22 protein-coding genes and 1 pseudogene are annotated in these 20541 nt (G+C 58.6%); 19 read left to right on the forward strand and 4 right to left on the reverse strand.

All coding sequences use genetic code 11. The features are described from left to right. Positions 1–60 precede the first annotated feature (60 nt). Positions 61–1086 carry an SAM-dependent methyltransferase gene (locus tag ACQZ48_RS03215; protein WP_448728533.1) on the reverse strand — a complete coding sequence of 342 codons (1026 nt, stop codon included), beginning with the start codon at positions 1084–1086 and terminating at the stop codon, positions 61–63. Next, on the reverse strand, positions 1083–1871 hold the full coding sequence (locus ACQZ48_RS03220) for a DUF1295 domain-containing protein (protein ID WP_142914123.1): 789 nt from the start codon (positions 1869–1871) through the stop codon (positions 1083–1085). The genes ACQZ48_RS03215 and ACQZ48_RS03220 overlap by 4 nt, the downstream gene beginning before the upstream one ends. A 192-nt stretch (positions 1872–2063) precedes the next feature. Between ACQZ48_RS03220 and ACQZ48_RS03225 the strand changes: the two genes are divergently transcribed. From ACQZ48_RS03225 to ACQZ48_RS03300, 16 genes are all read left to right on the forward strand, one after another. Then, positions 2064–3437, forward strand: a complete 1374-nt coding sequence (locus ACQZ48_RS03225; protein ID WP_448728534.1) for an NAD(P)/FAD-dependent oxidoreductase — start codon at positions 2064–2066, stop codon at positions 3435–3437. Continuing rightward, complete coding sequence (locus ACQZ48_RS03230) at positions 3434–4252, forward strand: DUF1365 domain-containing protein (protein WP_448728535.1); 819 nt, start codon at positions 3434–3436, stop codon at positions 4250–4252. Before ACQZ48_RS03225 ends, ACQZ48_RS03230 begins: the two co-directional genes overlap by 4 nt. Continuing rightward, on the forward strand, positions 4239–5471 hold the full coding sequence (locus ACQZ48_RS03235) for a class I SAM-dependent methyltransferase (RefSeq protein WP_374637256.1): 1233 nt from the start codon (positions 4239–4241) through the stop codon (positions 5469–5471). The genes ACQZ48_RS03230 and ACQZ48_RS03235 overlap by 14 nt, the downstream gene beginning before the upstream one ends. Before the next feature lie 27 nt (positions 5472–5498). After that, a complete protein-coding gene (locus tag ACQZ48_RS03240) occupies positions 5499–5876 on the forward strand; it encodes a DUF2147 domain-containing protein (RefSeq protein WP_142914094.1) in 378 nt (125 codons plus the stop codon). 69 nt (positions 5877–5945) lie between these two features. Further along, on the forward strand, positions 5946–6374 hold the full coding sequence (locus ACQZ48_RS03245) for a DUF2177 family protein (protein WP_137411416.1): 429 nt from the start codon (positions 5946–5948) through the stop codon (positions 6372–6374). Between the two features lie 134 nt (positions 6375–6508). After that, entirely contained in the window at positions 6509–7051 is a 543-nt protein-coding gene (locus tag ACQZ48_RS03250) for a sigma-70 family RNA polymerase sigma factor (RefSeq protein ID WP_077985260.1), read from the forward strand. After that, positions 7048–7758 carry an anti-sigma factor gene (locus tag ACQZ48_RS03255; RefSeq protein ID WP_191216809.1) on the forward strand — a complete coding sequence of 237 codons (711 nt, stop codon included), beginning with the start codon at positions 7048–7050 and terminating at the stop codon, positions 7756–7758. The genes ACQZ48_RS03250 and ACQZ48_RS03255 overlap by 4 nt, the downstream gene beginning before the upstream one ends. A gap of 88 nt (positions 7759–7846) precedes the next feature. Continuing rightward, the gene (locus ACQZ48_RS03260) at positions 7847–8101 is read left to right on the forward strand and encodes a carbon-nitrogen hydrolase family protein (protein ID WP_077985262.1); all 255 of its coding nucleotides are present in this window, start codon (positions 7847–7849) and stop codon (positions 8099–8101) included. A 12-nt stretch (positions 8102–8113) separates the two neighbouring features. Beyond that, positions 8114–9268 (forward strand): iron-containing alcohol dehydrogenase, encoded by a 1155-nt coding sequence (locus tag ACQZ48_RS03265; RefSeq protein WP_137411413.1) that lies wholly within the window; start codon positions 8114–8116, stop codon positions 9266–9268. A 156-nt stretch (positions 9269–9424) separates the two neighbouring features. Continuing rightward, positions 9425–9817 (forward strand): GFA family protein, encoded by a 393-nt coding sequence (locus ACQZ48_RS03270; RefSeq protein WP_077985350.1) that lies wholly within the window; start codon positions 9425–9427, stop codon positions 9815–9817. 197 nt (positions 9818–10014) lie between these two features. Continuing rightward, on the forward strand, positions 10015–11043 hold the full coding sequence (locus ACQZ48_RS03275) for a LacI family DNA-binding transcriptional regulator (protein WP_173991060.1): 1029 nt from the start codon (positions 10015–10017) through the stop codon (positions 11041–11043). Between the two features lie 32 nt (positions 11044–11075). Next, positions 11076–12029, forward strand: a complete 954-nt coding sequence (locus ACQZ48_RS03280; RefSeq protein WP_173991062.1) for an ABC transporter substrate-binding protein — start codon at positions 11076–11078, stop codon at positions 12027–12029. After that, positions 12026–12829 carry an ATP-binding cassette domain-containing protein gene (locus ACQZ48_RS03285; RefSeq protein WP_137411410.1) on the forward strand — a complete coding sequence of 268 codons (804 nt, stop codon included), beginning with the start codon at positions 12026–12028 and terminating at the stop codon, positions 12827–12829. Before ACQZ48_RS03280 ends, ACQZ48_RS03285 begins: the two co-directional genes overlap by 4 nt. Then, complete coding sequence (locus tag ACQZ48_RS03290; RefSeq protein WP_191216810.1) at positions 12826–13830, forward strand: ABC transporter permease; 1005 nt, start codon at positions 12826–12828, stop codon at positions 13828–13830. Before ACQZ48_RS03285 ends, ACQZ48_RS03290 begins: the two co-directional genes overlap by 4 nt. Positions 13831–13834: 4 nt before the next feature. Further along, the gene (locus ACQZ48_RS03295) at positions 13835–14902 is read left to right on the forward strand and encodes a phosphotriesterase family protein (protein ID WP_077985268.1); all 1068 of its coding nucleotides are present in this window, start codon (positions 13835–13837) and stop codon (positions 14900–14902) included. 24 nt (positions 14903–14926) lie between these two features. Then, the gene (locus tag ACQZ48_RS03300; protein ID WP_191216811.1) at positions 14927–15697 is read left to right on the forward strand and encodes a glutamine amidotransferase; all 771 of its coding nucleotides are present in this window, start codon (positions 14927–14929) and stop codon (positions 15695–15697) included. A gap of 9 nt (positions 15698–15706) precedes the next feature. Here the strand turns inward: ACQZ48_RS03300 and ACQZ48_RS03305 are convergent, their stop codons facing one another. Continuing rightward, the gene (locus ACQZ48_RS03305; protein ID WP_191216812.1) at positions 15707–16603 is read right to left on the reverse strand and encodes a ribokinase; all 897 of its coding nucleotides are present in this window, start codon (positions 16601–16603) and stop codon (positions 15707–15709) included. Between the two features lie 24 nt (positions 16604–16627). On the opposite strand from ACQZ48_RS03305, the gene ACQZ48_RS03310 reads away from it, so the two are divergent. From ACQZ48_RS03310 to ACQZ48_RS03320, 3 genes and pseudogenes are all read left to right on the forward strand, one after another. Continuing rightward, positions 16628–17470: a BtpA/SgcQ family protein gene (locus tag ACQZ48_RS03310; RefSeq protein WP_077985271.1), complete on the forward strand. Its 843-nt coding sequence runs from the start codon at positions 16628–16630 to the stop codon at positions 17468–17470. Positions 17471–17483: 13 nt separating this feature from the next. Continuing rightward, positions 17484–18764 (forward strand): Zn-dependent hydrolase, encoded by a 1281-nt coding sequence (locus ACQZ48_RS03315; protein ID WP_191216813.1) that lies wholly within the window; start codon positions 17484–17486, stop codon positions 18762–18764. Between the two features lie 55 nt (positions 18765–18819). Next, a pseudogene (locus ACQZ48_RS03320) lies at positions 18820–18938 on the forward strand (IS3 family transposase); the annotation flags it as partial. Positions 18939–19064: 126 nt separating this feature from the next. On the opposite strand, the gene glmM reads toward ACQZ48_RS03320, so the two are convergent. Next, the gene (gene glmM, locus ACQZ48_RS03325) at positions 19065–20417 is read right to left on the reverse strand and encodes a phosphoglucosamine mutase (RefSeq protein ID WP_077985273.1); all 1353 of its coding nucleotides are present in this window, start codon (positions 20415–20417) and stop codon (positions 19065–19067) included. Positions 20418–20541 lie beyond the last annotated feature (124 nt).

Consider the following 20541-nt stretch of genomic DNA (forward strand, 5'->3'; position numbering starts at 1 on the left):
CGGCAAACGTTTCGAGAGCGGTTTTTGAAACGCGCCCATGCCGATTGCGGGGCGCTAACACTAAACCGCCTTCAGGAGGTAGTGCCCCACCCCCCACACGTCACCACCATCATGCCCAAAAAGCCCCGCGGTGGCCAGGAAGAACAATCGCCACCGCCTTTCCCAAAGCCGCGCATCGGCGCCATAGGTTTGTTGCAGAATGGGTCGGATGCGGTCAATTTTTCTGTCGAAGTTTTCGAGCCAATCGAGAGCTGTCCGACGATAGTGCGACCCTGACCAGCGCCACTCCCGCTCGACGGTGAAAAGCTGGTTGAAACGATGGGGAAGGTCAAAGGCCGGCATGATGCCGCCGGTGAAGAAATGCCGGGCGATCCAGTCGGCAGGATTGTTATGGTCGAAACGATAGGATCGGTCGCGGTGGTTAAACACATGCAAGAAAAACCTGCCGTCCGGCTTTAGCCACGCGTGAACACGCTCAAACAACACGCGCCAATTCGACATGTGCTCGAACATTTCCACCGATACGACACGGTCGAAGCGATCGCTCGTCGTGAAATCATTCATATCGGCCGTTATTACAGAGAGGTTTGAAAACCCAGATTCTCGCGCACGACCGATTATATATTCGCGCTGCGACACGGAATTCGAGACTGACGTGATACGCGCATTGGGAAAACGGCCGGCCATATAAAGTGATAACGAACCCCATCCGCAGCCAAGTTCCAGAATCTCCATCCCGTCTTCAAGGCCGGCATGGGCCGAGGTCTTGGCCAAAGCAACATTTTCAGCTTCATCCAGCGTCGCCGTTGAATCATCATAATAACAGCAGGAATATTTGCGATGCTCTCCCAGAACGAGCGCGAAAAATGCCGCTGGCACTTCATAATGCTGTTTGTTCGCGTCATCGGTATGGCTGGCGACGGGAAATTTCACCATATCCGCCGCGAAAACCTCTTCCGCATCGGCTGGGATGGCGGCAAGCCGCCGCTTCGTCCGTCCGCAGAGCATATCTATTCCGGCAAGCGTCACGCTATCGCTAAGCGGCGTGCGCTCGGCGGCGTTGATGGCGAGTGCGAGCATGTTCATGGCCTGTCCTCGTTCTTGCGCGGCCCCGGGAAAAAGGCGTTGACGCGTTGTTGAAGGGCGCGGAATTTTTCCCCGCGCGATTGCAGCATATGGTCTTCAAGCGGCGGAATGCCGGAGACATGGACAAGCAGCCAGTACATCATCGCCGGTGCGGCGAGCGACGCCCATGACAAGGCCGGCCCCTGAATGGCCAGCAGCGGAAAACTGCACCAGAAAAGCCATTCGAAAAAATAATTGGGATGGCGGGAATAACGCCACAGGCCGGTTTCGCAGACACTGTTTTTTGCCGCTGCGGTCTTTCTGAATTTCGAGAGCTGGGCGTCGGAGAGCGCTTCGCCTGCCAGCGCGCCAAGGGCAAGCACCATGGCGATCACGTCAACGATACGCGGAAAACCATGGGTGTTGCTTGCGGCGAGATAGACCGCGAGAACGAGCACAAAAGCAGCGATTGCCTGTATTTGCAGGAAGATGAAGAGCCGCAGCGCGGCAGCGCTCCCCCATTGCTCCATAAGCTTTGCATAACGGGGATCTTCCCCGCCTCCTCGCGTGCGCATGCCGATATGGCCGGCAAGCCGCAGGGACCAGACAACGACCAGGAAAAGTGTAGCGCCGCGCCGCCAGCCGTCTCCGCCGGCGAAAACAACAGCGAAAATTCCGCCAAGCCCGACGCTCGCCGCCCACACCGTGTCGATCCAGCCGCTTGAACCGGTTGCTCTCTGCAACGCCCAGGCGCCTGCCATCAGAAGCGACATAAGAATGGCCAGCGCCAGGACAACAGAAAATATCACCACTTTGCTCGCCCTTGTGAACAGTTTGAGGTCGGGTTTCGTGATGGGAAATACGACCGAACCGGCAAAAGAGTTTCAGGCGTCGAACAAAATTTCAGAAAATCAATGCGCCGGTGAAACTGATCGGGCGCCTTCCTCGTACATGTCGCAGACCCCAAGACTGGATTGGCAATGCGATAGCGAGGAAAAATGGTCGACACCGAAGCGAAAAAACAACAAAGCCGGCGCCGCATCGCCGTGGTCGGAACGGGAATTTCCGGTTTGTCGGCGGCCTGGCTTTTGTCGCAACGGCACGATGTAACTGTTTTCGAAGCTGCTGATCGCATCGGCGGCCACACCAATACGGTGACGTTCAGGACGGACCACGGACAAGTCCATGTCGACACCGGATTCATTGTCTACAACGAGCAGACCTATCCCAATCTCACCGCTCTTTTTCGAACACTGGACGTGGCCACGGCGGCTTCGAACATGTCTTTCGCTGTTTCTCTGGATGATGGCGGTTTCGAATATTCCGGCGGAACCGGCCTTGGCCTGCTGGCCCAGAAGTCCAATATCCTGAGGCCACGTTTCTGGGCGATGCTTGCGGACCTTTTGCGCTTTTACCGCAACGCCCCACGCGACCTGCATGTGATGGGCGATATGTCTCTCGATGAATATCTCTCCCGCAATCGGTATGGTTCAGCGTTTCGCGACGATCATCTTTATCCCATGGCTGCGGCCATCTGGTCCACGCCGGCCATGGAGGTCGGCCGTTATCCGGCGGCGCATTTCATCAAATTCTGCCGCAATCACGGCCTGCTGTTGCTGCGCAATCGGCCGGTCTGGCGCACCGTCGTCGGTGGCTCGCGCGAATATGTGAAACGCATCACGGCGCCTTTTGCGGATCGAATTCGCCTCTCGACACCAGTGAAGCGCATCCACCGCCTGCCGGACGGCGTCGAAATCACTACTGCGGACGGCGAAGCCGTGCGCTTCGATGAGGTGGTGATCGCAACCCATGCGGATCAGGCGCTCGACATCCTTGCCGACGCAACACGCGCCGAACGGCGCATTCTCGGCGCTTTTACCTATACCCAAAACCGCGCCGTGCTTCACACCGACAGCAGCTTCATGCCGCGCCGCCGCGCTGCCTGGTCAAGCTGGAACTATGTGGCCGACACACGCATTAAAACGGGCCAGCCGAGCATTACCTACTGGATGAACAGGCTTCAGCCGCTGGGCGAAATCCCGGACGTTTTCGTAACGCTGAACCCGGCGCGGGAACCGGATCAAGGAAAAATCATCGCCGAGGAAACCTATCACCATCCGGTTTTTGACGCTGGCACCGAACAGATGCGTCAGGAGCTATGGGCCTTGCAGGGCCTGCGAAACACCTGGTTCTGCGGCGCTTATTTCGGATCCGGTTTCCACGAGGACGGCCTCCAGGCCGGCCTCGCCGTCGCCGAAGATCTTGGCGGCGTATCCCGCCCATGGAAGGTTGCCGATGACAATGGCCGGATCATTCGCCTGAATTTGGCGACAGTTGCGGCAGGCACGGAAGTTATGGAGGTGATGGCATGACGTCCCCCCTCAACTCCGCGCTTTTTCCCGGCCATGTAACGCATGCGCGTTTCAAGCCGAAAACCCATAAACTCGCCTACCGGATTTATTCGCTGCTCCTCGATCTCGATGAGTTGAATGTGCTCGACCGAAAATTGCGGTTTTTCTCCGTAGACCGGTTCAACCTTTTCTCATTCCACAGCAGAGACCGCGGCAGCCGCAGCGCCATCGGGCTGCGCCAGCAGATCGAAACAGCCATGACGGCGGCAGGCATGCCGGTGGACGGAGGACCGATACGTCTGCTCACCATGCCGCGTGTGCTCGGCTGGGCCTTCAACCCACTCAGTGTCTTCTTCTGTTACGGGCGCGACTTGTCGCTCAAAGCTATCCTCTGGGAAGTGGACAACACGTTTGGCGAGAGACACGCATACCTGATCCCCGTGGAAGCCGGCAAATCGACCGAGATCGTCCAGCGATGCGAAAAGGCCTTTTATGTCTCGCCTTTCATGGACATGGATCTCCGTTATGTTTTCCGCGTCACCCCACCCGGCGACAGGCTGAAAATCGTCATCGAGACTTTCGACGATGACGGCCTGGTCCTGACCGCCCGCCATCTGGCCCGACGTGTCGAGTTGACGGACAGCGCACTTGTGAAAGCTTTCTTCGCCATCCCCCTCCTGACGCTCAGAGTTATTCTGGGCATTCATTGGGAGGCGCTGAAAATTTGGCTGAAGGGTGTGCGTTTCAGAAAACGTCCGCTGCCGCCTGCCAGTCCAGTCTCCTTCCTTCATCCTTCATCGTCGCAAACCGAGGCCAAAATTCATGACCCCGTTTGACAATCTCACGGAATCATCGGTGAAAAATACGCGTCTTGACCGCCGCATCAGCCCTGGCATGTGGCTCATCAGCCGGCTGTTGAGCAATATCGACCGAGGAAGATTACATGTTATTCTTCCCAGCGGCGGTTTCATTGAAAAATCCGGCGCAACAAATGGCAGCGAGGCGACCATTGTCCTGCATAGCTGGCGCGCGCTCCGGCGAATGCTGCTGAACGGCGACATCGGCTTTGCCGAGGGGTTCATCGAAGGCGACTGGACAACACCGGATCTGACGGCGCTTATTCGCTTCGCGGCCCAAAATCGCGAGGCGTTCACAAGGTCGATGCGCGGCAGCCTGCCCATGCGCCTTCTCCACCGCACTGCGCACAGGTTGAATGCCAATACCAGACGGGGCAGCCGCCGTAATATCGAAGCACATTATGATCTCGGCAACGAGTTCTACCGGCAATGGCTCGATCCTTCGATGCTGTATTCATCGGCGATCTTCGATGACACGGCGTCTACGCTCGAGGCCGCCCAACTGAAAAAACTGGAACGTATCGTCGATAAACTGCAATTGAGTGGCGGCGAAAACATATTGGAGATCGGCTGCGGCTGGGGCGCACTCGCCATTCACCTTGCCACCCAGGCCAAAGCCAACGTCACCGGCATCACCCTTTCCCCCTCCCAGTTGAAATGGGCAAAAAATGCAGCGGAAAAAACGAAAAGGACAGGCCGCATCGATCTGAGGCTGCAGGATTATCGTGACCTGAACGGCCAATTCGACAGGATCGTCTCCGTCGAAATGTTCGAAGCAGTCGGCGAAGCCTATTGGCCAAGCTATTTCGAAACGCTGAAAAGATGCCTGAAACCCGGCGGCCGCGCTGTGCTGCAAATCATTTCGATTGAAGAAAGCCGCTTCGATACATATCGGCGTAAGGCGGATTTCATCCAGAAATACATCTTTCCCGGCGGTTTTTTGCCCTCGAATGACGCGCTCGAAAAGGCGGTCGGCAAGGCCGGCCTGAAGCTCACGGATAAGGAGCTTTTTGGCCAGTCCTATGCGCTCACGCTCGCCGAATGGCGTCAGCGTTTTCATGCGCGGTGGCAGACGATTTCCCTGCTCGGTTTCGATGACCGCTTCCGGCGGCTTTGGGATTATTACCTTTGCTATTGCGAGGCAGGTTTTGCCGAGGGGACCATAAACGTCGGGTTCTACACCATCGAACACGGATAAGGCGGGACCAAACTACGGAGTGAGACAATGATGATCAATGGATTGACAGCTGCTTCCGTCCTGTGGCCACTGCTGGTTGCATCCAGCGCCATGGCGGCCGATATCGACGGCAACTGGGCGCGCGGAGACGGCAAGGCGAAAGTAATGATCGCGCCCTGCGGCGAAAATATCTGCGCCACAAATACCTGGATCAAGCCGGGAACCCCGAAGGAAAAAACCGGGGACCAGCTGATCATGGACATAAAGCAGACAGAGGCGGGCAGCTATTCCGGCACCGCTTTCGACCCCCAGCGTGACAAGTCCTACAGTATAACAGTGACAGTGAACGGCAACGGCATGACCACGAAAGGCTGTATCGTCGCCGGTCTGCTGTGCAAGGGCATAAACTGGACAAGGATCGACTAGCCACATCTCCACATTGCTTTGCCCTCGCATCTTCGCTTCCGCATCAATGTCCTGCAAAGGAAAACACCGATGAAGACCTATTTCGCGGCATACCTTGTTACCCTCGTCGCCTTTCTGGTGATCGATTTCATCTGGTTGAGTACGATGGCGTCGCGCCTTTACCGCCCGGCTATCGGCGATCTTCTGGCGGACAATTTCAGGCTTGCTCCAGCGGTCGTCTTTTACCTCATCTATGCCGCCGGCCTGACCTTTCTTGCGGTTCGCCCGGCCTTTCAGACGGGGGAATGGACGACCGCGCTGCTTTATGGCGCGGTGGTCGGCTTCATGGCCTACGCCACTTACGACCTGACCAATCAGGCGACGTTGAAAAGCTGGTCCACGACCTTGACCGTCGCCGATCTTTTATGGGGAACCTTCGTCTCCGCAGCGGCGGCCACAATCGGCTATCTCATAACGGCGCGGCTCGTCGGCCCGCTGGAAAATCCGGCGGGCCTGTGATGACGACATCCTCTCTTACCGGCAGCTTCGTTCCGATACCCCTGCAGCGTATCCGTTGCCGGGTTCCCGGCATACATCTCTTGTCTTCCTGCGAAAGACGGCTCTATAAAGGAGACGCAGCAAGGAAGGTTCGAATGCAGGCCACAGAGATCGCAAGCCTTATAAACCGCGTCGGCATGGGTGATCGTTCAGCATTCGTCTCGCTTTACCAGGCGACCAGTCCGAAGCTCTTCGCAATCTGCCTGAAAATCCTGCGTGACAGAACGGAAGCCGAAGAGGCGCTGCAGGAAATCTATATCAAGGTCTGGCAGCGGGCCCGAACATTCGCCGCCAGTGCCGGAAAACCCGCCACATGGCTTGCCGCCATTGCCCGCAACCATGCCATCGACACGATCCGGGCGCGCAAGCCCATAACCGATGACATCGAGGAAGCCTACGATCTTGCCGACGAGAGCGTCCGCGATCCTGAGCAGCAGATCGTTCTCGCCGATGAAGGCCGCAGGATCGAAGACTGCATGCGCGAACTTGAGACCGTACACGCGCAGGCGGTGCGCCGGGCCTATGTCGAGGGCTTGAGTTATCTCGAACTCGCCGAGGAATTGCGCGTGCCGCTCAACACGGTCAGAACCTGGCTACGACGCAGTCTCCTCAAACTCAGAGAGTGCATGCAGCGATGACCACGGGCGAACAGAGCGGCGGCAAGCATTCGCGCGACGATATCCTCGCCGGTGAATATGTTCTGGGCGTCCTGCCGCTTGAAAAGCGTCGGGAACTGGAACGACGCATGCAGGACGACGCGGCCTTCGCACAGCTGGTACAGCGTTGGGAAGCGGAATTTTCCGACTTCAATGCCGATTACGAAGAGCACGTACCGAGCGCCACTGTTCTTGAGCGTATCGAACAACGACTTTTCGGAAGCAAGGCCATCAATACCAATGGCAGCCTGTGGAATTCCGCATCCTTGTGGCGCTGGATTTCGGTTGCCACCAGCGCAACCGCCGTTGCCGCCGTCGTTTACGCCGCCTTCCCCGACAAGCGGCAGGGCACCGCACCGCTGGTGGCCGAACTTGCAACGACGGACAGCCAAGTCAATCTCCTTGCCTCCTACGACGCGGAATCCGGACGGATGCGGATTGTGCCTGTTGCAACCGGCAAGACCGACGAAAAATCACTGGAATTGTGGCTGGTGATGGACGGCGGCAAGACCCGCTCGCTCGGCGTTTTCCAGCCCGGAACGAATGGCGACCTCATCATCCCCGCCGACATGCGCAACAGCATCACCGAAGGCACAACCTTCGCCATCAGCGTCGAACCTTTCGGCGGCTCGCCGACTGGTCAGGCAACCGGCCCTGTTATCGCTGTCGGCACTGCGCGATGGGGATGAAGGTCTAGCGCTTCCCGATTTCGAGGCGAGTCCCGATGACGCGTCACGATAGGAGATGGGTTGTAACGGTCAGTCTCCGAAACCGACGATGCCCTTGATTTCGGTGAACGACATGCTGGATGCACAACGGGTATATTTGGGCAAAAATGCTGTGTTGCGGCCGGGTTTCCGCAGCTTTCCGCGCCAGAAACCGGCAATTGTGGACGAGGACGGGATTGCGGCCGCATCAGCCGACACCACCAACTCCGATGCACCCTATCCCACGAACATTGTCCGGCGAAATGGTCTTGTCCTTATGCGCCAGCCGCATCACTATCGGCTTCTCGTCAAATGGCATGAGTGAGAGACCGACAAGATGTCCACATTCACATTCGCAACCGTCCCGCAGATAATCGCAGGTCCCGGTAGTATCTCAAGACTTTCGGAGCTGAAGACCGGACTTGGGTCGCGTATTCTGGTAATTTCCGACGATGGCGTCGTCAGGGCTGGGCTTGTTCAGCCCGCCCTTGCAAGTCTTTCGGAGGGCGGGGCCGAAACGTCGATCTTCACCGGCGTTGTCGCTGATCCTCCGGAAGCCGTCATCCACGACGCTGTGGCGCGTGCAATCGAATTCGGGGCCACCGGCATACTGGGCATCGGCGGCGGCTCATCGCTTGATGTCGCGAAACTCGTGGCGCTGTTGGCAAGGAGCGGTGAAGCGCTCTGCGATATTTACGGGGTCGGCAAGGTGACCGGTGAACGCCTGCCATTGGTGCTGGCGCCGACGACGGCCGGCACCGGATCGGAAGTCACACCGATTTCCATCGTTACCACGGATGCACACCAGAAAAAGGGTGTCGTGTCGCCAACCCTGCTGCCGGATGCGGCCATCCTGGACGCAAGTCTGACAGTCGGCCTTCCTCCGGCGGTAACGGCGGCGACGGGAATTGATGCGATGGTCCACGCCATCGAGGCTTTCACCTCCGCAAGCGCAAACAACAATCCTGTTTCCCGCACACTTGCCAAAGAGGCGCTCCGGCTACTTGGAGCAAATATCGAGGCCGCCGTAAAGAACGGGGCCGACATGGTTGCCAGACAGGCCATGCTGCTTGGTGCGATGTTGGCCGGTCAGGCCTTTGCCAACTCGCCGGTGGCGGCCGTTCATGCTCTCGCCTACCCGATTGGCGGCCTCTATCATGTTCCACACGGGCTCTCCAACAGCCTGGTCCTGCCGCATGTGTTGCATTTCAACGCAACGGTGTGCGGCGATGCCTATGCGGAACTGGCGCCATGTCTTTTTCCTCAGCTGGAGCCTGCCGACAGGTCAGGACGACTTGCCGGCTTCCTGGAAGGGCTGGCCTTGCTTCCCGTGCGCCTGAACCTGCCGGTGCGACTGAGAGATGTTGGAATACCAAAAGACGGGCTTGCCTTGCTGGCGGAAAATGCGATGGAACAGACCCGCCTGCTGGTTAACAATCCACGCACGGTGTTGCTGTCCGATGCCGCCAGAATCTACGAAGATGCTTGGTAGGCAAGGGTCAGCGCCTCCATATCTCCACTTCGACATGTCGGCGCAAAAGTTCTGATATTCTTCCCGACTGTTACCTTTATCAAAGTCCACTGCTCCGATACGGTTGTGGCGGGGCTATTCGGAGCCAAAAAATCCGGGTTCAGAACTGGGAGCAACATTGTGCGCTTGGCCCATTGCTCATGTCGTCAGCTAACTGTCGTGACAAACGGAGAACCCCGCAAGGTATCCGTTTGTCACTGTCGTGCGTGCCAGCATCGCACCGGCTCAGCGTTCGGCGTCGCAGTGTTTTATGAAGCCGATCAAGTCACTGCGTCGGGAGAATACAAAACCTACATGCGGCCCGGAGATAGCGGAAAGAACCTGGAGTTCCGCTTCTGCCCCGCCTGCGGATCCACGGTTTATTGGTTACCGGAATTTCGGCCCAGGCTCGTCGCCATCGCCTTGGGCTGTTTTGAAGATTCAAGCGCCATGGAACCAACGCAGAGCGTTTATGAGGAGACCCGCCATGCCTGGGTGTCTCTATCTATTCGAGATTCTGGAGAAAAATGAAGCTGCAAGGCTCCGCCATGGGTTTTCAGGTCCCCTGATACGGCTCCGGTGAAACAGACAAATTTTAAAGAGGCTATAAAACCGTGTTGACTCGGCCCAGCTTTTAGACTTTTTTGTAAAGCGGTTTAGTAAATCGCTTTACAAGCCAAACAGAGGTCGAAAAGACCCGGTAGAGTGGAACAGAAAGCGGGAGTGTGATGGCGCGAAACCCTGCGACCAGCCTCAAAGATGTCGCCTTGGCGGCAGGCGTTTCAGTTGCGACCGTATCGCGGCTTCTGAACGGCACGCTGGAGCTGCCGCCAGAAACGAAAGCGCGCATCGAGGCCGCGATCCGTGAACTCAATTACGTGCCCAATCCCCATGCCAGACGTTTGAGCCGAGGGCGCTCGGACACGATCGGCCTTGTCGTTCCTGATATTGGAAACCCGTTTTTCGGCATGCTCGTTGCGGCCGTGGAAGAAGAAGCCGACAGGCGAGGACTTGCCCTTTCGCTTTTCGCCACGCTGAACCGTACGGGTCGGGAATTGTCCTATCTTCGTCTGCTTGCCCGCAATCATGTCGATGGGCTCGTTTTCATCACGAACCACCCCAATACCGATGAACTGGCGGAACTGATCAATACCACCGGAAAGGTCGTGGTGGTCGATGAAGACGTGCCCGGCGCTACCGTGCCGAAACTCTTCTGCGACAATGAGCAGGGCGGTCGTCTGGCTGGCGCGCATCTGGCTATGCATGGGCATAAACATGTCCTTTATGTCGGAGGACCAGAGGAGATGATCAGTACGGAGCGTCGTTTTCGCGGTCTAAAATCTGCTCTCACCGAGCGGGTGGCGGAGGCAGAGCTTTCGATTTCCAGATATTGCGGCGCATATACAGTGGAATTTGGCCGGGCTGCCGCGCGCCGCTTTCTGGATGAGGGGCGCCCGGCAACGGCTGTTTTCGCCAGTTCGGACGAAATCGCCATCGGCTTCATCGAAGTTCTGCGATCCGAAGGCGTGCGTATCCCGCAAGATGTGTCGATGATCGGTTTCGATGATGTCGGACCGCTGCATCTGTTTGCCCCGCCGCTCACCGCCATTCGCCAGCCTGTCAGCGCCATTGGCCAACGCGCCCTGTCGCTTTTGCTCGAAACCAATTGGGACCAGGAACCTCCTTTGCTGTCAGAGGAGCTATTGCCCGTCGAAATCGTCGTGCGTGAATCCGTTGCGCCGCCCGCGATCAAATAAAAAGCAACGAAACCAACAGAGGAAGAACGATAATGCTGAATTTTAAACGTCGATATTTTTCCGCAGCGCTCGCTGCGACCGTTCTTGCCGGCGCGACCCTGTCTGCCGGTCTTGCCACCGCCGCCGAAAAAACAATCGCCTTGGTGCAGATCAACCAGCAGGCGCTGTTTTTCAACCAGATGAATGAAGGCGCGGAAAAGGCCGCCACGGAAGCCGGCGTCAAGCTGGTGATCTTCAACGCCAACAATGATCCCGCCGCCCAGAACAGCGCGATCGAGACCTATATCCAGCAGAAGGTGGACGGCATTGCCGTGGTCGCCATCGATGTCAACGGTATCATGCCGGCCGTAAAGCAGGCTGCTGCCGCCAATATTCCCGTCGTCGCGATTGACGCCATTTTGCCGGAAGGGCCGCAAAAAGCCCAGATCGGCGTCGACAATGGCAAGGCGGGCGCCGACATGGGGCAATTTTTCCTCGACTACGTGAAGTCGGACATGGGCGACAAGGCAAAGATCGGCGTCGTCGGCGCGCTGAACTCCTTCATCCAGAACATCCGCCAGAAGGGCTTTGAAGACACGATCAAGGATAAGTCCGGCATCACGACGGCTGGCGTCGTCGATGGCCAGAACGTTCAGGACACCGCTCTGTCGGCAGCGGAAAACCTCATCACCGGCAATCCTGATATGACCGCAATTTATGCCACGGGTGAACCGGCTCTTCTTGGAGCGGTCGCCGCCGTTGAAAGCCAGAGCAAGCAGAAAGACATCAAGGTGTTTGGCTGGGACCTGACCAAACAGGCGATTGCCGGCATCGATGCGGGTTATGTCGCAGGCGTCATCCAGCAGGATCCTTCCGCCATGGGTGCAGCGGCGGTCAAGGCGCTCAAGACCGTCTCCGACGGCGGCACCGTTGAAAAGACTATCGCCGTGCCGGTTACCATCGTCACCAAGGCCAACGTCGAACCCTACCGCGCGGTCTTCAAATGATTGCGGCCGGACAGCACACAGGCGCTGTCGACGGCGCCGGGGGAGATCTTCTCTCCCGGCAGCCCGACCGTGAAGCGCGTATCTCCCTGCGCAATATCCGCAAGACATTCGGCTCGCATCAGGCGCTTCGCGGTGTCGATCTCGATATCTTCCCCGGCGAGTGCCTCGGTCTCGTCGGCGACAATGCGGCCGGTAAATCCACCCTCACCAAGGTGATTTCCGGCACCTACATACCCGATGAAGGCACGATCACGATGGAAGGCGAAGCCATTCGCTTTTCAGGCCCCGCCGATGCTCGTAACCGCAACATTGAAATGGTCTTTCAGGATCTGAGCCTCTGCGACCATATCGACGTCGTCGGCAATCTCTTCCTCGGACGCGAGATTACCAGGGGGCCGTTTCTCGACCGGCCAACCATGCTTTCGGAAGCCCGCAAGATGCTGGATGCGCTGGAAATCCGCATTCCGCGTCTCACCGCGAAGGTGGAAAAACTGTCCGGTGGCCAGCGGCAGGCAATCGCCATCGCGCGGGCGGCCTCTTTCAATCCCAAGGTCCTGATCATGGACGAGCCGACATCCGCGCTCGCCGTTGCGGAGGTGGAAGCGGTGCTTTCGCTCATCAATCGCGTCAAGGCGAAGGGCGTGTCGGTCATTCTCATCACCCACCGCCTTCAGGATCTCTTTCGAGTCTGTGACCGCATCGCCGTCATGTATGAGGGCACCAAGGTGGCGGAGCGCCAGATCAACGACACCAGCCTTGAGGATCTCGTAAGGCTGATCGTGGGAGGGCAACGTCATTGACCGTCTATACTGAACGCGCCAAAGGCTCACCGCTTTCGGACTTTTTTGCCGAAAATGCGCAGGTGCTTTCCATCGCGGCCTTTTTTGCCCTCTGCCTGGTGTTCTTTTCCGCGACGACGGATACGTTTCTGACGGCCGGCAATCTTCTGAACGTCGTCCGTCAGGCCGCACCTATCCTGATCGTCTCCGTCGCGATGACATTCGTCATCATCACCGGCGGTATCGATCTGTCCGTCGGCTCCATGGTTGCCCTGATCAATGCCGTCGGGGCGATCCTGCTTGCAGCCGGTTACCCCTGGCCGCTGGTTGTCGTCGCCATGCTCATGCTCGGCGGCGGCCTTGGCCTCGTGCAGGGCTGGTTCATTGCCTATCAGGGCATTCCAGCCTTCATCGTCACGCTTGCCGGCCTCTCCATCCTGCGCGGCGTTGCCCTCTATATCACGCAGGGTTATTCCGTGCCGATACCGGAAGCACCCGGTTTCTTTTACCTCGGGCGGGGTGATTTCCTCGGCATGCCTGTGCCCGCCCTGATCGGCGTCGTCGTCACCGTGATTGCCTATATCGTTCTTTCGAGCACCCGATATGGTCGTCGCGTCGTGGCCGTCGGCTCCAATCCCGAAGCTGCGCGCCGTGTGGGAATGCCCGCCAAATGGATTCTCGCCTCCGTCTATCTGGCTGCGGGCGTGGCCTCGGCCATTGCCGGCCTGATGATTGCGGCGCGGCTGGGGTCTGGATCCTCGAATGCGGCAGTCGGGTTCGAGCTTCAGGTGGTGGCGGCCGTGGTTCTGGGCGGCACATCGCTGATGGGCGGCCGAGGCACCATTCTCGGCACGGTGCTGGGCACCATGACCATCGCCGTGATCGGCAACGGTCTGATCCTCATGCACATCTCTCCCTTCTTCACCCAGATCGTGACGGGCGCCATCATCCTTGCCGCAATCTGGCTCAATACGCGCATCTTCACCGCGAACTTCCGCCTGGGCGCGAAGAGAAAGGGCTGATGCGATGACCGCGGAACTGTCTGAAGGACATATCCGGTCGGGAAAGGTCATGACCGTGCGCGGCGCAATCGCTGCGGATCAACTCGGCGTCACGCTGATGCACGAACACATCCTCAACGATTGCCGTTGCTGGTGGCACGCCCCCAAGACACCGGAGCGGCAATATCTTGCCGAGGGATTCGTCTGCATGGAAATCCTCGGTGAGCTGCGTCAGGATCCCTTCGTCAACAAGCACAATATCACGCTTGACGACGAACCGCTGGCGATTGCGGAACTGAAGGATTTCGCCACGGCCGGTGGACAGACGGTTGTTGAGCCGACCTGTCAGGGTATCGGCAGAAATCCCTTGGCGCTGCGCAGGATTTCAGAGGCAACCCGGCTCAATATCGTCATGGGGGCGGGTTATTACCTTGCGTCCTCTCACCCCGAAAAGGTGGCCGGGCTGACGGTCGAAGCCATAGCCGACGAGATCGTGCACGAGGCGCTCCACGGTGTCGATGGGACCGATGTCCGCATCGGCCTGATCGGCGAAATCGGTGTTTCCGCGGATTTCACGGCAGCGGAGGAAAAATCCCTGCGGGGAGCGGCGCAGGCGCATGTTCGCACCGGCCTGCCCCTGATGGTTCATCTGCCGGGATGGCTGCGGCTGGGGCATAAGGTTCTCGACATCGTCGCGGAGCAAGGTGCGGATCTGAACCACACCGTTCTTTGCCATATGAACCCTTCCCACGCGGATATTACCTACCAGAGCGAACTCGCAGGCCGCGGCGCCTTTATCGAATATGACATGATCGGCATGGATTTTTTCTATGCCGACCAGCAGGTGCAGTGCCCCAGCGACGAGGATGCCGCCCGTTCGATTGTCACGCTGGCGGAGGGCGGTTACCTCGACCGCATTCTGCTTTCCCACGACGTCTTCCTGAAAATGATGCTGACGCGATATGGCGGCAATGGCTACGCCTATATTCTCAAGCACTTCCTGCCGCGCCTGAAGCGGCACGGGCTCGACGATGCCACCCTTCAAACCCTCATGCGGGATAATCCGCGCTCGGTCTTCCAGGCGAAGACCTGACGAAACTATGGAAATGGAAAGATCATGACAAAAAAAGTGCTCCTCGTCGGTGAAAGCTGGGTCAGTTCCGCCACCCACTACAAGGGCTTCGATCAATTTGGCAGCGTGACGTTTCACCTCGGTGCCGAGCCGCTGGTGAAAGCGCTAGACGGCAGCGAATATGAGCTGACTTACATGACAGCCCATGATGCGGTGGAAAAGTTCCCCTTCGAGATGGCCGGGCTAGACGCGTATGACGTCATCATTCTCTCGGATATCGGTGCGAATTCGCTCCTGCTGCCACCCGCCGTCTGGCTGCAATCCAAGACCGCGCCGAACCGGTTGAAGCTCATCAAGGCATGGGTGGAAAAGGGCGGCGGCCTGCTGATGGTCGGCGGCTATTTTTCCTTCCAGGGCATCGACGGCAAGGCGCGCTGGCGTCGCACGCCGGTGGAAGACACCCTTCCCGTTACCTGCCTTCCGTGGGACGACCGTGTGGAAATTCCGGAGGGCTCGACAGCCGATATTCTTAAACCCGACCATCCGACCGTCGCAGGCCTTTCCGGCGAATGGCCGCTTCTGCTGGGGGTGAACGAGGTCGAGGTGCGTGACCGCGCCGATGTCGAGGTGGTTGCCCGTCTGCCGGAAGATCAGGGTTCCCATCCTTTGCTCGTCACCGGACGTTTTGGCCAGGGCCGCACGGCCGCATGGACCTCGGACATCGGCCCGCACTGGCTCTCTCCCGCCTTCTGCGAGTGGGACGGCTATGGGCGCCTGTGGAAGAACATTCTCGGCTGGCTGACGGAAAAGCCGTGATCGGCAGGCTCAGGCCCGCAGGATGGTTGTCAGTTCTTCATGGCTGGGAAAGGCGTCCTGCGTGCCACGGCGGCCGACCGTGATGGCTGCGGCCCTCGCGGCATCCTCAAGGGCACGCGCATCCACCGCGACGCCGCGACGCGTGGCGGAGGCGAGCGCAACACCCGCGAAGCAATCGCCGGCACCCGTGGTGTCGACAATCGTGGCGGGCGCGGCCAGCACCTCGATTGCACCATTGGCAGACACGAGCACGCAGCCCTGTCCGCCGAGTGTGACGACAACGAGGCCGACGCCGGCCCGCAGCAGAAAAGCGCCGGCCGCAGCGCCGCTCGTGCCTGATAGCACCTCTGCCTCGATGCGATTGAGGACGGCGATATCGATGAGCGGCAGGACGCTTGCGAACCAGGGTTGTAGGGGCGAAGGATTGAAGGCAGTCGTCAGCCCCTTTGATCTCGCCGCATGGAGAATGGCGAGGGTTGTTTCTTCCGATAGATTGCCCTGCAGGACAACGAGGTCACCCGATACGGCATCACCGAGTGCCTCCAGGGCCGCGTCTTTATCAAGCGCTGCGGCTGCCGACCGGGTGGTGATGATCGAGTTTTCGCCGTCCGGGGTCGTCAGAATGATGGAAATATCGCTACTGGTGCTGTCGACGGGAATGAGTTTTGGTGTCAGGCGTTCGCGGGCAAGCGCTTCTCTGATCGCAACGGCGCGGTCATCCCTGCCGACGGCGGCGACCAGCGTGGTTTCGACGCCGCACCGCGAAAGAACGATGGCCTGGTTGCAGCCTTTGCCACCCAGACTGCGCGAGGCTTGCTCGCCGAAGATTGAAGCGCCTGCCTCGGGCAGCGCGGCAATGGAATAGGTTTCATCAAGTGCGATATTGCCGATAACAAAGGCGCGCATGGAGAACTTTCGAAAGGGACTGAAATGCAGACCATATCCGACAATGCGGCCAATGCTATCAAGGAAATTTTCGGTCGAAGCAAGGCGCTGATCGGCATGATCCATTGCCCGGCCTTTCCCGGAGCGCCGCGTTATCGCAACGCGAGCATGGATGCCATCTACGATGCGTGCATGCGCGATGCCGAACGGCTTGTCGAAGGTGGCATGCACGGTCTGATGATCGAAAACCATGGCGACGTGCCGTTTTCCAAGCCCGACGATATCGGGCCGGAAACCTCGGCTTTCATGAGCGTTGTGACAGACCGTATCGTTCGCGCCGCCGGCGTTCCCGTTGGCGTCAACGTGCTGGCCAATGCCCCCATTCCTGCCTTCGCCATCGCCATGGCGGGCGGGGCAAAGTTCATCCGTGTCAATCAATGGGCCAATGCCTATGTGGCCAATGAGGGTTTCATGGAGGGGCGTGCAGCCGAGGCGATGCGCTACCGTTCGTTGCTGCGGGCAGAGCACATAAAGGTTTTTGCCGACAGCCATGTCAAGCATGGCGCCCACGCCATAACGGCGGATCGCAGCATTGATGAACTGACTCGCGACCTTGCCTTCTTCGACGCCGACGGGGTCATCGCCACGGGCCAGCGCACCGGCAACAGCGCGACCCTGGAAGAAATCGAGGAAATCGGTGCGGCAACACATTTGCCGCTGCTGGTCGGGTCGGGTGTCAATGAAGGCAATATCGTCGACATCCTCAAACGCACCAGCGGCGTGATCGTAGCCTCATCGCTGAAGGAAGGCGGTGTCTGGTGGAACCCGGTCGAACTGTCCCGGGTACGTTCTTTCGTTGCAGCGGCTCAGAGCGGCCTCGATGGCTGAAAAGGAGACAGCAATGGCAAAACTTTCGATCAACGGCGAGAGACTGCTGGCAAATCTTGATCGATTTGCGGCGATCGGCGCGACTGAAAAGGGCGGCGTCAACCGGCAGGCATTGACCGGACTGGATCGAGAGGCGAGACGACTGCTGGCGAAACTCGCCATTGATCGGGGGTTTTCCGTGTTTCAGGATCCCCTTGCCAATCTTTTCATTCGCAGAAGTGGCCGTGACGAGAGCCTTGCACCGCTTCTGATCGGCAGCCATCTGGATAGCCAGCCGTCAGGCGGCCGGTTTGATGGAGCGCTGGGAACGCTTTCGGCATTCGAGGTTCTCGAAACGCTCGAAGATTTCGGAATCGATACGGAGCGCCCCATTGAGGTGGTCGCCTTCACGAATGAGGAAGGCTGCCGCTTCGCTCCCGGCTGCATGGGTTCCATGGCTTTTGCTTCCGGTAATATCCCCGACAACTGGCTTCATCTTGTGGCAACGGATGACGGCGCCGGTTTTGCAGGTGAGCTTGACGCAACCCTTAAAAGCCTGCCGGAAGCGACCATGCGCGATCTTGGTTTTCCGGTCTTTGCTTTTGTCGAGGTGCATATAGAGCAGGGTCCATCCCTTGAAAAACAGGGCATTCCCATCGGGATCGTGACGGGCATACAGGGCACACGCTGGCTGAAGGTGTCAATCACCGGCCAGACCGCCCATGCAGGCACAACAGCCTTGGCATACAGACGCGATCCCTTTCATGCGGCGGTCAATGCACTGGGATCGCTTTTCCCCGCCATGATGCCGCAGGATCCTGCGGCCCGGTTCACCGTCGGCCGAATGGCGTTGCAACCTGGCGCCGTCAATGCCATTCCACAATCCGTGACTTTTACCGTCGATATCAGGCATCCATCATCAGAAACGCTCGCCAAGATGGAGAGCAAAATCCGCGCGATCGTGCACGAAGCTGCGACGGGCCAAAAGTGCGACGCGACGATTGAACAGATATTCGACATGTCACCTGCGAATTTCCAGGATAGCATCGTCTCGGCATTGGACCGCGCAGCGCGGGAGCGTGGTTTTCCGACCGAACGCATGTTGTCGGGCGCATTTCACGATGCACTTTTTATGAATAGGGTCGCCCCATCAGCCATGATTTTTGTTCCGTGCCGCGATGGTCTCAGTCATAACGAGGCAGAACATGTTGAACCTGAACATAGCATGGCGGGATGCGACATGCTTTTAGCTTCGGTTCTTCAAATCCTGCCATTGGTCACCTTCGAAGACCCTGGGCAGGATACGTGCACATGACCCGATCAGTTTGCTGCGTCAAACGCCAAGGACAACGACCAGGCCGAGGAAATCAGGAGAGATGTGCTGCCCGAACCGCGTTGCCGTCTGATCCGGCTCGCCGAGGTCAAGGCGCAGATTGGCTCCAAGCGCCGTCCCGGTATCTATGGCGGCAGGCCGAAGGCGGCAACGAACTTCGAATCTATTCAGACAGTCCATCGCTTCGATGACAACCACGACCGTCCACTCCATTTATCAACAAATACCCAATAAAAAGCCGGCTGCAGAGCCGGCTTTTTTACACGTTACCATAGCGGACGTTTACGCCGCCGAGCGGGCGTTGGCGATAACGCCGACGAGATCGTTAACGATCTGTTCCACCTTCGCACTGTCGTCGCCTTCCGCCATGACGCGGATCAGCGGTTCCGTACCCGAAGGGCGAATAACGAGACGGCCATTATTGGCCAATGCGCTTTCCGCATCCGCAATTGCCTGCTGCACAACAGGGTTTTCGAGCGGTTTGCCGCCGGAAATCCGCACATTCTTCAAAAGCTGCGGTACAGGCTCGAACTTGCGACAGACTTCGCTGACCGTACGGCCCGAGCGCTTGACCTTGGCGAGAACCTGCAAGGCCGCGACAAGGCCATCGCCCGTCGTGCCATAGTCCGACAGGACGATATGGCCGGACTGCTCGCCGCCGACGTTGAAGTTGTGGTTGCGCATGTGCTCGACGACATACCGGTCGCCCACCTTGGTGCGGGCAAGGGTAAGGCCCTTGTCGCCCAGAAAGCGTTCCAGCCCGAGGTTAGACATGACGGTCGCGACAATGCCGCCGCCGCGCAGCATGTTGTCGGCAGCCCAGCTATCGGCGATGACAGCCATGAGCTGATCGCCGTCGACGATCTCGCCGCGCTCGTCGACGATGATGACGCGGTCCGCATCGCCATCGAGCGCGATGCCGATATCGGCCCGCACCTCGTGCACCTTTTTCTGCAGGGCTTCAGGATGAGTGGAGCCGCATTCGAGATTGATATTGATGCCGTTCGGCTCATTGCCGATAGTGACGACTTCCGCGCCGAGTTCCCAGAGCGCAGCGGGCGCCACCTTGTAGGCCGCGCCATTGGCGCAGTCGATGGCGATCCGCAGACCGCTTAGCGTCACGTCGCGTGGCAAGGTGCGCTTGACGAATTCGATATAACGATAAATGTCGCCGTCCACACGCTTGGCACGGCCGATCTCGCTCGGCTTGGCAAGCTGCGCATAGATATCCTTGTCGAGAAGATCCTCTATCTCCAGTTCCAGCTCATCGGAGAGCTTGTAGCCATCCGGTCCGAAAAGCTTGATGCCGTTGTCGGAGAACGGATTGTGCGAGGCCGAGATCATCACGCCGATATCGGCGCGCAGCGAGCGGGTCAACATGGCGACGGCCGGAGTGGGAATGGGCCCGAGCAGGAAGACATCGAGACCGGCGGCGGTGAAACCGGCGACCAGCGCGTTCTCCAGCATGTAGCCGGAAAGGCGCGTATCCTTGCCGATAACGACGCGATGGCGGTGATGGCCACGACGGAATATCGTCCCGACCGCAATGCCCACACGCATCGCCAGATCAGGCGTCATGGGGAATACGTTCGATTGTCCGCGGATACCATCGGTTCCGAAATAACGGCGTGCCATTTAAACTCCAAATCTTTTCCAGCATTCCGGCAAAAGCTGAAAACAGCCGGAAGCGTTTTTGGCTAGATGCCACAAACCACGACAAACAGCACGTAAATTACCGCAAAAATGGCTTATATCTTGT

This window comes from Agrobacterium sp. 22-209-1 (assembly GCF_053522485.1).

Bases quoted from the DNA above. Each gene is read 5' to 3' on its own strand.
- ACQZ48_RS03305 (WP_191216812.1), bottom strand. From the start codon at position 16,603: ATGCGCGCCTTTGTTATCGGCAATATCGCACTTGATGAAACCTATTCC.
- ACQZ48_RS03245 (WP_137411416.1), top strand. From the start codon at position 5,946: ATGAAGACCTATTTCGCGGCATACCTTGTTACCCTCGTCGCCTTTCTG.
- ACQZ48_RS03280 (WP_173991062.1), top strand. From the start codon at position 11,076: ATGCTGAATTTTAAACGTCGATATTTTTCCGCAGCGCTCGCTGCGACC.
- ACQZ48_RS03295 (WP_077985268.1), top strand. From the start codon at position 13,835: ATGACCGCGGAACTGTCTGAAGGACATATCCGGTCGGGAAAGGTCATG.
- ACQZ48_RS03230 (WP_448728535.1), top strand. From the start codon at position 3,434: ATGACGTCCCCCCTCAACTCCGCGCTTTTTCCCGGCCATGTAACGCAT.
- ACQZ48_RS03265 (WP_137411413.1), top strand. From the start codon at position 8,114: ATGTCCACATTCACATTCGCAACCGTCCCGCAGATAATCGCAGGTCCC.
- ACQZ48_RS03235 (WP_374637256.1), top strand. From the start codon at position 4,239: ATGACCCCGTTTGACAATCTCACGGAATCATCGGTGAAAAATACGCGT.
- ACQZ48_RS03240 (WP_142914094.1), top strand. From the start codon at position 5,499: ATGATGATCAATGGATTGACAGCTGCTTCCGTCCTGTGGCCACTGCTG.
- ACQZ48_RS03300 (WP_191216811.1), top strand. From the start codon at position 14,927: ATGACAAAAAAAGTGCTCCTCGTCGGTGAAAGCTGGGTCAGTTCCGCC.
- ACQZ48_RS03315 (WP_191216813.1), top strand. From the start codon at position 17,484: ATGGCAAAACTTTCGATCAACGGCGAGAGACTGCTGGCAAATCTTGAT.
- ACQZ48_RS03225 (WP_448728534.1), top strand. From the start codon at position 2,064: ATGGTCGACACCGAAGCGAAAAAACAACAAAGCCGGCGCCGCATCGCC.
- ACQZ48_RS03250 (WP_077985260.1), top strand. From the start codon at position 6,509: ATGCAGGCCACAGAGATCGCAAGCCTTATAAACCGCGTCGGCATGGGT.
- ACQZ48_RS03310 (WP_077985271.1), top strand. From the start codon at position 16,628: ATGCAGACCATATCCGACAATGCGGCCAATGCTATCAAGGAAATTTTC.
- ACQZ48_RS03275 (WP_173991060.1), top strand. From the start codon at position 10,015: ATGGCGCGAAACCCTGCGACCAGCCTCAAAGATGTCGCCTTGGCGGCA.
- ACQZ48_RS03285 (WP_137411410.1), top strand. From the start codon at position 12,026: ATGATTGCGGCCGGACAGCACACAGGCGCTGTCGACGGCGCCGGGGGA.
- ACQZ48_RS03255 (WP_191216809.1), top strand. From the start codon at position 7,048: ATGACCACGGGCGAACAGAGCGGCGGCAAGCATTCGCGCGACGATATC.
- ACQZ48_RS03260 (WP_077985262.1), top strand. From the start codon at position 7,847: ATGCCCTTGATTTCGGTGAACGACATGCTGGATGCACAACGGGTATAT.
- glmM (WP_077985273.1), bottom strand. From the start codon at position 20,417: ATGGCACGCCGTTATTTCGGAACCGATGGTATCCGCGGACAATCGAAC.
- ACQZ48_RS03215 (WP_448728533.1), bottom strand. From the start codon at position 1,086: ATGAACATGCTCGCACTCGCCATCAACGCCGCCGAGCGCACGCCGCTT.